General features: G+C 58.3%; 9 protein-coding genes. 7 read left to right on the top strand and 2 right to left on the bottom strand.

Annotation, left to right across the window (positions count from 1 at the left end; translation table 11 throughout):
- The 7 genes from NQZ67_RS28480 to NQZ67_RS28450 all read left to right on the top strand — a co-directional run.
- On the top strand, positions 1 to 180 hold a 180-nt coding region (locus NQZ67_RS28480; protein WP_257452668.1), incomplete at its 5' end, for a hypothetical protein.
- Positions 181 to 190: 10 nt separating this feature from the next.
- A complete protein-coding gene (wsfD, locus tag NQZ67_RS28475; RefSeq protein WP_257452666.1) occupies positions 191 to 1687 on the top strand; it encodes a glycan biosynthesis hexose transferase WsfD in 1497 nt (498 codons plus the stop codon).
- Entirely contained in the window at positions 1684 to 3285 is a 1602-nt protein-coding gene (locus tag NQZ67_RS28470; RefSeq protein ID WP_257452663.1) for a hypothetical protein, read from the top strand. The genes wsfD and NQZ67_RS28470 overlap by 4 nt, the downstream gene beginning before the upstream one ends.
- An 18-nt stretch (positions 3286 to 3303) precedes the next feature.
- Positions 3304 to 4554: a glycosyltransferase family 2 protein gene (locus NQZ67_RS28465; RefSeq protein WP_257452660.1), complete on the top strand. Its 1251-nt coding sequence runs from the start codon at positions 3304 to 3306 to the stop codon at positions 4552 to 4554.
- Positions 4555 to 4579: 25 nt separating this feature from the next.
- Entirely contained in the window at positions 4580 to 6661 is a 2082-nt protein-coding gene (locus NQZ67_RS28460) for a cellulose biosynthesis cyclic di-GMP-binding regulatory protein BcsB (RefSeq protein ID WP_257452658.1), read from the top strand.
- Entirely contained in the window at positions 6642 to 7505 is an 864-nt protein-coding gene (locus tag NQZ67_RS28455; protein WP_257452656.1) for a GGDEF domain-containing protein, read from the top strand. Before NQZ67_RS28460 ends, NQZ67_RS28455 begins: the two co-directional genes overlap by 20 nt.
- Before the next feature lie 102 nt (positions 7506 to 7607).
- Complete coding sequence (locus NQZ67_RS28450) at positions 7608 to 8777, top strand: MalY/PatB family protein (protein WP_257452654.1); 1170 nt, start codon at positions 7608 to 7610, stop codon at positions 8775 to 8777.
- A gap of 71 nt (positions 8778 to 8848) precedes the next feature.
- Here the strand turns inward: NQZ67_RS28450 and NQZ67_RS28445 are convergent, their stop codons facing one another.
- Both NQZ67_RS28445 and NQZ67_RS28440 read right to left on the bottom strand, forming a co-directional pair.
- Positions 8849 to 9355: a GNAT family N-acetyltransferase gene (locus tag NQZ67_RS28445; protein ID WP_257452652.1), complete on the bottom strand. Its 507-nt coding sequence runs from the start codon at positions 9353 to 9355 to the stop codon at positions 8849 to 8851.
- Positions 9356 to 9373: 18 nt separating this feature from the next.
- A complete protein-coding gene (locus NQZ67_RS28440) occupies positions 9374 to 11101 on the bottom strand; it encodes a proline--tRNA ligase (RefSeq protein ID WP_257452649.1) in 1728 nt (575 codons plus the stop codon).
- Positions 11102 to 11166 lie beyond the last annotated feature (65 nt).

Below are 11166 nucleotides of genomic sequence, written 5' to 3'. Positions count from 1 at the left end.
AGCGGTTTTGCTCCACTGCATTCCGCAAAACTAAGCGAAAGCTTCCGAAGCGGTTTTGCTCCACTGCATTCCGCAAAACTAAGCGAAAGCTTCCGAAGCGGTTTTGCTCCACTGCATTCCGCAAAACTAAGCGAAAGCTTCCGAAGCGGTTTTGCTCCACTGCATTCCGCAAAACTTTAGGGGGAATACCATGGATCGCTTTCACACGGGACGATGGACCGTTCGATGGATCTCCTCGTTTTCGCGCTTCGTTTCGCCGGCTCTGCTGGCCGCGATGCTGACCGTCGCCATCGGATCGGCGGCGCTTTTCGTGAAGCCTTACGTCGGAATGGCGGACAACGGCGACTTTTACCGCATTTTATACGGCAACGGCCTCTATTTCAACGCGCCGGATTACGACGGTCAATATTTTGGCTATTTCGTGAGGCAATACGGCATTATGCAATATTTCAATGACAACGAAGCCGCGCTGCTGTCCTCGCAGTCGTTGTTCATCCGCATTGCCGTCTGGCTGAACAAGCTTCTCTATTCGCCGCACGTATTCGATATCCGGGCGCAGGGCGCTCTATACCTTGCCCTCTATACGTCGGCTGTGTATCTGCTGGTGGAGAGCGTCACTTGGAAAATGCCGCGCAAGCCGGGTTACTTCGTCGCCCTGATCGCGGTGTTCATGTTCGGTGATACGGGATATACCGCTTATTTTCATTCCTTCTACGGCGAGGCCGTCGTGCTGATCATGACGATGCTCCTGGCGGCGTCCGGCCTGCTGCTGTGCCGCGGGCGCTACAACGATTACGCCATGCTGGCTTTATTCGCCGTAAGCGCGCTGCTGCTTACGGCGGCGAAGCAGCAGAACGCTCCGGTCGGCGTTATTGCCGGCGTCATGGGCCTGCCGCTGTTGTTGATTCGCAGGAAGGCGTTCCGCGTGACGGCAGGGGCTTCCTTGGCTCTGCTGCTGCTGACCGGAATCGCCGTCTACGCTCTCATTCCGCAGGAATTCGTGAACATCAACCAATATCACGCAATGACGCGGGGACCGCTCCTGACCTCCGGCAACCCGGAGGCTGCCTTGGCCGCGTTCGGCATCGACGAGCAATATGCGATATTGGCCGGCAGCATCTATTACGAGCTGTATACGACGGTCGACGTCCAATCGCCGATTCTTGACCAAAGCTTCTACGGCCGATACGGCTTTCTGCCTATACTTGGCTATTACCTGGCGCATCCCGCGCAAGCCGTGGACATGCTCCAGCTGGCGGCCAGGCACGCCTTCACGATCCGGCCAGAAGCGATGGGCAGCTTCGAGCTTGCGGCGGGCAAGCCGTTCGGCGAGCATGCCCGTTTCTTCACGGGCTACAGCGAGCTGAAGCAGGCTTTATGGCCGAAAACGATCGGCTTTGTCGCGATTTGGGCTCTGGCGGCTATCGGCTTCTATGCGCCATCCTTCATGGCGGCTGTGAAGTCGAAGAATATGCGGGCCGCCATGAAGCTGCCTCTTGTCGTCATGATCATCCTCATCGGTTTATCCAGCATGGCGGTGTCTATCATCGGAGCCGGCGATGCGGATTTGTCGAAGCACGAGTTTCTGTTCACGGTGACGTTCGATCTTATCCTGTTTGCGGGATTAGCGGACGTCATACGAAGCAGGACCCGGGCTCGCGAAAGGAAGGGAGGAGGAGAAGGATGAGGAGGCGCCCTCTGAACCAAGCCGTTCCCAAGCTCAAGCCAAGCATGACCCGGCTGCTTATCCTTGTCATCTCCTTCTGCACAGCGGCGAGCGTTACGCTCCAGCCTCATGTCATTCAAGCGGAAGAGCAGCCGCCTCGTCGCGTGCTGCTCCTGTTCGACAGCTTGGCGATCGGCACCGCGCGCGAAGGCAACGTGGAGGCGATGCTCCGCTTGCTCGCGGTAAAGGGCCTTCAGGCGAAGCTGCAGCGGGTGGACGAATACAGGGAAGGACAGCTGGCGGAGTACCGGGGACTTGTCTTCATGGCGAATAACCCCAAGCCTGACGGATCGAATGCGAGGCACCTCTACGCGGAGGATTTATTGCGCTACGGCCTGCCTTATCTGCATGCAGGGTACGACCTCCCGTCGGCGTTCGCGGAGCGGCTTCGGCTGCGGACGGCGTTGTCGGAAGCCGAGCAAGCGCAGGTGACCATCGGACCGCTCGAGGGGGCTCCGCTGGGAGAAGCCGAACGAATGCCATATATTTCGGACTCGCAAGGCACGCCCTATGGGAGCGTGGCGTGGCCAAGCTCGGGCAAGCAAGCTCCATTTGCCGTGCTTGAGCAAGGTATCGCTTACGCGCCTGTCTTCGTCGCGGGAGCCGCCTCCGAGCTGGCGATGGCTTACATGCTCAAGGATTGGCTCGGCGATTCACGGACGGGAAGCGCGCATCTATTGTTGAAGGAAATCTACCCCTTCACCGACCTGGCTCTGCTCCAAGCGACGGCGGACGCGCTGTACGACGCGGGACTTCCTTTTATCTACAGCGTTCGCCCCGTCTTCGCCAATACGGACTTTCCGGCCATGCGGCGTTACTTGGAGGTGCTGAAATACGCGCAGTCGCGCAACGGAACGATCTTTGCGGAGGCTCCGGTCGTATCCGGGGCGGCAGGTATTCAGACCAGCCCGATAAAGGAAAAGATGGCGGGGTTTCTTAATCTGCTCGCCGAGAGCAGCATCGTCCCGCTTGGCGTCGGCGCGGATGCCGGCCTTTATTTGCGGAACGAAGGACAGTTCGCGGAGGAAGGGATGGCTTTTTTCCGGTCGTCGGCGTTGTACCCGGACAGCGATGCCTTCTATCTCGAGCAAGCGGAGCTGAACACGACGTTTCCGGAGTCGATGCTATGCGTTCGGTGGGACGAGCTTGAGCCGTATTGGAAGGACCGTTCGAGCGCAACGCTCCCGGTGGATGTTGCGATGTATGCCGATTTTTTCACGGACGCGGCCGGAATGGAGAGCGCCTTGCGGCGCTGGAAGAGCGATTGGATCGTTTTCGCCGACTTTAAGAAAGGCAGGCATCTGACGCGCACCGAAGCCTATTCGCTGGAATCCTCGCAAGGGACGCTTGCGATCAACGGGAGCCCGATCGGCCTGAACGATGCCGTACGAGCCGTAAGCGCGGACTACGCATACAGGGAAGAAGAACGCAAGAGCCTGGAACGCCTCTTTACGGTTCAGAATTACGTCTATGTCACCGTTATTTGCTTCAGCTTGATCGTATTCGGAGTGTTTCTGCTCATTGGCGTCCGATTATACCGGCGTAAATTCATGAAATGACATGGAGGTGGGTGCGGGATGACGATAGCGGATGTCTTGATGGTAATTGCCGTCTTCTGCATATGGACGCTGCTTCTGGTCAACATCGTCCTCATTATCGCGGGCTATCTCTATTACATGGATTGCGAGGCGACGCCGGAGCCCGTCCTAAGCGGCGAAGCCCCGTTCGTCAGCATCATGGTGCCCGCCCATAATGAAGGAATGGTGATCATTCCGACGGTGGAATCTTTGCTCGCGCTCGACTATCCGCGGGACCGGTACGAAATTATCGTCATCAACGATAATTCCTCCGATCAAAGCGCGGCTTTGCTGGCAAGCCTCCAGTCCAGGCACTCGGAACGAAATCTGATCGTCATCAACACAGATGCCGTCACCGGAGGGAAAGGCAAGTCGAACGCGCTCAATATCGGCTTCGAGAGGAGCCGGGGCGAGCTTATCGCGATTTACGACGCGGACAACACGCCGGAGCGCAAGGCGCTGCGTTATCTGGTCGCCGAGCTGATGAGGGATGAAGGGCTGGGCGTCGTCATAGGCAAGTTCCGCACGCGCAACCGGGACGCAAGCCTGCTGACCCGTTTCATCAACATCGAGACCTTGTCGTTCCAATGGATGGCTCAGGCCGGGAGATGGAAGCTGTTCAAGCTCTGCACCATTCCGGGCACGAACTTCGTGATGAGGCGAAGCATCGTAACCAAGCTTGGAGGCTGGGACGTGAAGGCGCTCGCCGAGGATACCGAGATCAGCTTCCGCATCTACCAGATGGGCTACCGAATCAAGTTTCAGCCGAAATCCGTCACCTGGGAGCAGGAGCCGCAGACGGTCAAGGTGTGGTTCAAGCAGCGGACGCGCTGGGCGAAGGGCAATATTTACGTCATCGTCAAAAATATCCCGATGATCTTCCGGCGCCGCACGAAGGTCGTCCGGTTCGACATTATTTATCTGCTGTCCATCTACTTTCTGCTGTTAACCTCGCTGATCATGTCCGACATTCTGCTCGTGCTGCACGCGATGGGGCTCGTTCATACGACGATCGCCGGGTTCAGCTCGCTGCTGTGGACGCTGGCGGTCGTGCTGTTTATCGTCGGAACGTTCATCACGCTCACGACGGAGAAAGGGGAGCTTAGCCTGTCCAATCTATGGCAAATCGCGCTTATGTACGTGACGTACTGCCAGCTGTGGATGGCGGTCGCCGCATACGGCATGTTCGCTTATTTCAAGGACTTGCTCTACAAACGGGAAGCCAAATGGTACAAAACGGAACGCTACTAAGAGAAGGGGAAGGGGGATGGACGGAGTGAAGAAGCGAACGGCCGCCTGGCTGATTGGTTGGGTCGCTGCAGCAATGCTGGTGCTGATACTGCCGGGAGAACGGGCGGGCGCCGAGAGGTTCCCGATCATCCTGTCCCAGGAGGATTGGTCGCTTTCGGGATCTTACGCCTCCAGCCAAAGCGGCTTCCAAATCCCGGATTATTGGCAGGTGAAGCAGGCAACCCTTAGCTTGAATTACGAGGCGACGGCACTCGCGAGGCAAGAGACGTCCAGCGTTACGCTGCTGCTGAACGGGACTCCGTTCTATTCCTTCCGTCCGCCGGCGGATGGCCAGAAGAGGTATAACGTTCAAGTGGCGGTGCCGACGGACCTGCTCCGTTCCGGTTCGAATACGTTGACCGTGCAGGGGGGCATCCGGACCGCGGAAGAGGAGAGACTATGCGCGGAAGAGGATCGCCAAGATAATTGGCTGCGATTGTTCGCCACGACCTCCCTCCAGATCGACTACGAGCCTCGTCCCCTGGACGGGACCATTCGCGATTTCGCCGCGCGGTTCGGCGGTCTCGATGTCGTTCAAGACCGGATGAACGCCGTCGTCATACCGGAGAACGGCGGCTCCGCCGAGCTGGAGGCAGCCGCTTATGCGGTGGCGGGCTTCGCCAAAGCAAGCACGCTCCAGGAAGAACCGATCGAGCTGCTCTCCCTTAGCGATCCCCGCTGGCTGTCGAGAGCGGTTACCGTCGTGGTCGCTCTGCGCGAGCATCTGCCCGCCGAGCTAGACGCGCTGCTGGAGAAGCGGGACTGGAGCCGCGAAGCGGCGCTGCAGCTCGCGCAAACGAACGGGAGGCATGTGCTGATCGTAACGGGTGACGATCCCGTCCTTCTGGCGAAGGCGGGCAGGCTGCTGGGCAATCAAGAGCTCGTCAGCCAGCTTGGAAGGAGTCTGGCAATTGTGACGGCGGATACGAACGTGGATACGCCGGAGGTTCAAGTAAGCCGGAACGAGCTGCTGACGGCGGGCGGCGTGCGGATAGACGGCCCGCGGCATCAAGAACGGTCGTTTTTTATATCGCTGCCCGCGAACCGCGCCATTGCGGAAGCTAGCAAGGTGCGGCTGGATTTCCGTTATGCCAAGAACCTGGATTTTAACCGCTCCTTGGTTACGATTCTGATCGACGGCAAGCCGATCGGCAGCAAGCGCTTAAGCGAGGAGCTGGCCGACGCGGATACCTTAACGCTCCCCATTCCGAAAAATCTGAACATATCCGGCAATTTTATGATAACGGCGGCGTTCGACCTCGAGGTTGAAGGCGATTATTGCCTTCCGGACAACGGACAAACGCCTTGGGCCTACATTGCCGAAACGTCGATGCTCCAGCTGAATACGAAGGATAATACGGATTTGTTATTCGAGAACTATCCGTATCCGTTCCTGCGGGACGGGTTGTTCCATAAGGTGGCGGTCGTGCTGCCGATAGAGGAGCGGGGCGGTGATATCTACGCGGCAGTAGGCTATTTGTTCAGCCTCCTCGGCCAGTATGCGGACAGCAATGCGGGCGAGGTGCGTTTCTTCTTCGACGACGAGCCGGCCGAGACGTGGAGGGATCGTAACGTTATCGCGATTGGCAGCTTCAAGCAGCATGCGTTAATCCGGTCCGTCAATGAATCTCTGTTCTTTCGATACGATACGGAAGGCCGCGCTTTTGTATCGAACGAGAAACGGAGCCTGGATCCCGAATACGGCGCGCGTCTCGGTTCCCTGCAGCTGATCGCTTCTCCTTACGAAGCGGGGCATGCGCTGCTGGCGGTCACGGGTCCGGATACGGGAGGAATAAGGCAGGTATCCCGGCTGATCGCATCCGAGGCGGAGCGCTGGAAGGTATGGGGCGATGCGGTGCTAGTTGATCGGGATGGCATCGTGAACTCGTACCGCTTCAAGGAGCAGGCGGAAGCGGTGCCGGAGCGGACGCTGGAGAGCGTGTTTTCCCGTTCGGACATGCTTCGGTTCCTGACGGCCGCGGCGCTCATTCTGGTGCTGGTGCTGCTGTCCCTGCTGCTGATGGCGCGCAAATACCGGAAGAAACGGGGTGGCCAAGGTGAAGCGTAATGCGGGAAGCATCTTGTCCGACAGCGGCTTCTTGCTGTTCATCGTCCTCTGTTTCGCGGGGATCTTGTTCGTATCCGGCGAGCAAACCCATTTCTTGCAAAATATCGTCCTGCTGAACCTCGCGTTCCTGATCTCGATTCTGTCGTACTTCATCAACGTGACGACGGGCCTTATCCTGAACATCTTGTTTTTGTTCGGGTATGGCACCTACACGCTATATCAGACCCTGGCGGTAGGGGATGCCGTGCCGCCCGGCGCCTACTTCTGGCTGCTGATGGCCCCGCTTTACACAGCCGCGGTATGGTTGTTCTCGCTCGGGATGAAGCGGCTGCAGACGGACAACGACGCGCTGCGAGAAGCGAACAGCCGGCTTGGAGCGTTAGATCAAGAGACGAATCTTCGGGGCGCCCTCATCTTCCAGAAGGATGCCGCCGTGTTCATGGCGTTGTCGACGCGCTACGGCATTCCTCTTACGCTGCTTGTCATCCAGGTGCGGTATTGGGACGAGGTGCGGCGACTGATCAGCGACGAACAGATGAGCTCGGTGCTGCTCGAGCTGTCCGAGCTCAGCCAGGCGAGCATTCGGAGCAACGATACGCTGTACATGCTGGACCCGGGCAAGGCTACTTGGGGACTGCTGCTGTTCGCGGGCCGCGACGGGGCGAAGATCGTCGCGGAACGGCTCAAAGCGAATATGGCGGAGTTTAACGCAAGAGAACGCTCCGGCGGCTATAAGGTGGAATTTCAGCTGCGGATCGGTCCCTATACGTACGATCCCGAGGCGGTCGCATCGCCATTCGATTGGATCGATAAGGCGTCCAAGCAGCTGGAGTTCGACGTCTAGTCGATAATTCTTTTTGATTTCGGCAGGGGGAATAGGTAAGATAAGGGGAGAAAAAAAGCTCTTTCAAGCAAGAGCTCACATCAATGACGGGAGAGATTGACTGTGGCTTACCAATTCGATGAGCTGATTGACCGGAAGAAAACGCGCTCTTATAAGTGGGACCAGGTAGGTCCGTTGTTCGGCAATGAGGATATCCTGCCGTTGTGGGTTGCGGATATGGATTTCCCCAGCCCGCCAGCCGTTCAGGAAGCGCTGAAGAAACGCGTGGAGCTGGGCGCTTACGGATACGCGATCCGGACGGACGAATATTTGGACTCGATCATGAGCTGGTTCGGGCGGAAGCACGGCTGGAGCTTGCAGAGAGAATGGATCGCGGACAGTCCGAGCGTTGTGACGACGCTGAGCCTGTGCGTCGAGCAGTTCACGGCGCCCGGCGACAAGGTCGTCATCCAGACGCCGGTCTATTATCCGTTCTACGATGTCGTGAAGATGAACGACCGCGAGCTGGCGCTGAATCCGCTGATCATTCGGAACGGGCATTACGAGATGGATATGGAGCATCTGGAAGGCTTGTTCCAGGACGGAGCGAAGATGATTCTGCTCTGCAACCCGCACAATCCGGGCGGACGCGTGTGGAGCCGCGAGGAGCTCGAGGCGCTTGGCGCCTTGTGCCTGCGTTACGGCGTCATCGTCGTATCGGACGAGATCCATTGCGACCTCGTGTATCCGGGCCATGAATACGTGCCGTTCGCCTCGCTGTCGCCGGAGCTGGCGGATGTGACGATCACGTGCCTGGCCGCAACCAAGACGTTTAATTTGCCGGGCTTGCATACGTCGTTTATGGTCGTGTCGAACCGCGAGATGAAGGCGAAGCTCGACCGGCGCATCAAGACGCTCAGCATCCATATGTCCCACCACTTTGCCCAGGAAGCGGTCGTGGCCGCCTACAACGAAAGCGAAGACTGGCTGGACGAGCTGATGGTTTATATTGAAGGCAACCTGAACTACGCGCTGTCCTACCTGGCGGAGCATCTGCCGGAGGCGAAGCCGATGAAGCCGGAGGGCACGTACCTGCTCTGGCTGGACTGCCGGGCGCTGGGCCTCGACAAGAACGGGCTGAAGCAGCTGATGTACGAGAAAGCGAAGGTCGCTTTCAACGAGGGCTCCACCTTCGGCACCGAAGGCGAAGGCTGGCTGCGCATCAACCTCGCGTGCCCGCGCTTCGTGCTGGAGAAGGCGCTCGCTCAGTTCTGCGCGGCGGCGAAGGCGTAGTATTTAGACGTATACCGACAGAAGCTCCCCGAATCCTAGGACAAGGGGAGCTTCTTTATTTTTCGCTGGAGTCAGGCTTTCGTTTGAACCCAATACGCGCAGGTTCCCTCACGGATGCCTGCAAGAACTCCGTTATGGCTCTCGATGATTTTCCTGGAGGCCGCGTTCGTTTCGTCGCAAGTCAGAAGAGCTTCGCGGATTTCTAAGGCGAATGCTTCCTTAAGCAGCTCGCCAAGCAATATTTTGCCGAACCCTCTCCCTCTGCAAGTGGGTCTAATCGCGTACCCGATATGTCCGCCATGCCGTCTCAGGTTATCGTTCAGGCAGTGCCTGAGCTTTCCGTAGCCTACGGGCAGGCCGTCCATATACAGCCAATAAGTGGTTTGGGGAACCAAATGAGGCGGTACGTTCCGTTCGTCGGACATTTCCACATACTTAATTATTTTGGCGTCGAAGCCACTTCTGTCGTTTGCGTACAGCCCATTGACGAATCCGTTCTCCCCGGGTTCCATCTCTTGAACCATTCGGTATTCTTCTTCGCCATTCGATCGAGACAGCCTTTTTAGTTCGACTTCCATCACGCCACCTCCAAAATATTAAATTAGATTCCGCAAGCCATCCGCAATGCATGTCATCGCTTCATCCGCGCTAATGACCTGCTTCTCCAGGCTGCGGCGCTCCACAAGCTCCACTTCGCCGCCGGCGGCCAGCTTGCCGACGACGATCCGATACGGAATGCCGAACAGGTCGGCGTCATTGAATTTGACCCCTGCGCGTTCGTCCCGGTCGTCGATCAGCACTTCGAGGCCCTGGGCGGTCAGACGGTCGTACAGCTCCTGGGCGAGCGTCGTCTGTGCCTCGTCCTTGACGGATACGGGAATGACGTGAACCTGGTACGGCGCGATCGCCGCAGGCCAGATGATCCCGCGGTCGTCATGGCTTTGCTCCGTTATAGCCGACAGGATCCGGGACACGCCGATGCCGTAGCAGCCCATAATCATCGGCTGCTCGCGGCCGTTCGGATCCAAGTACTTGGCGCCGAGCGTTTCGCTGTATTTGGTGCCCAGCTTGAACACGTGGCCGACCTCGATCCCTCTGTGGTACTGAAGCTTTCCTTCTTCGCAGCGCGGGCAGCCGTCGCCCTCGACGGCGTTGCGGAAATCTCCCGCGTGCGCCAACTCGAAATCTCTGCCCGGCACGACGTGCCGGAGATGGTAATCCGCTTCGTTCGCTCCCGTCACGCCTTCGGCCATTTCCGTTACCGCTTGGTCCACGTAGATCGGAATCTTCATGCCTACAGGTCCGGCGAAGCCGACCGGAGCGCCCGTCGCTCGCATCGTCGTATCCGCGTCAGCGAGCTCCAGACTTTCCGCACCAAGCGCATTTTTGAGCTTGATTTCGTTAACCTCGTGATCGCCCCGCACAAGGACCGCGACGGGTTGTTCGTCCGCGACGTACACAAGCGTCTTGATGATCTCATGCGGCTGAACGCCTAGAAACGCGGCAACCTGCTGAATGCTGCGAGTGTCGGGAGTGTGGATTTTCGCCATGGGGATTTCGCCGACCGACGTCCCCGACGAGTCAACAGCTTCGCTGCGCCTGATCACGGAAGTCGCCTTCTCCAGATTAGCCGCATAGTCGCAATGCGTGCAGGAAACGATCGTATCCTCGCCGATCTCGGCAAGCGCCATGAACTCGTGCGTGCCGCCTTCGCCGCCAATGGCTCCCGCATCCGCTTCGACGGCGCGGAACGTCATGCCGCAGCGATCGAAGATGCGCGTATACGCCTCGTACATGCTTTGATACGAGTCATGCAGCCCTTCCCAAGACGTATCGAACGAATAGGCGTCCTTCATTAGAAATTCCCGGCCGCGCAGCAGTCCGAATCTCGGGCGGCGTTCGTCGCGGAATTTCGTTTGGATTTGATAAAGCGTTACCGGCAGCCGACGATAGGAATTGATTTCGTTCCGCACGAGCGTCGTGATGACTTCTTCGTGTGTAGGACCCAGCGCGAACTCGCGGTCATGCCGGTCCTTCAGCCGGATTAGCTCGGGACCGTACACGTTGTAGCGCCCGGATTCCTTCCAGAGCTCGGCCGGCTGCATGGCCGGCATCAGAAGCTCCTGCGCTCCCGCGCGGTCCATCTCCTCGCGGACGATATGCTCGATTTTGCGGAGCACGCGCCAGCCGAGCGGCAGGTAAGTATAGATGCCTGCGGCAAGCTGGCGGATGAAGCCCGCGCGCAGCATCAGCCGATGGCTCGCGGCCTCCGCGTCCGCAGGAACGTCTCGCAGGGTGCTTCCGAACAGGGATGATTGTTTCATGGCGATAAGACCTCCAACGTCTATTTTTTTTGGCTCAAAAAAAAGACGCACTCGTCAGGGACGAA

This window comes from Paenibacillus soyae, from assembly GCF_024623455.1.
In the GTDB taxonomy this organism is placed as follows: Bacteria; Bacillota; Bacilli; order Paenibacillales; family Paenibacillaceae; genus Pristimantibacillus; species Pristimantibacillus soyae.
The sequence above is the reverse complement of the archived record's forward strand: the minus strand, read 5'-3'. Positions and strand labels throughout refer to the sequence as shown.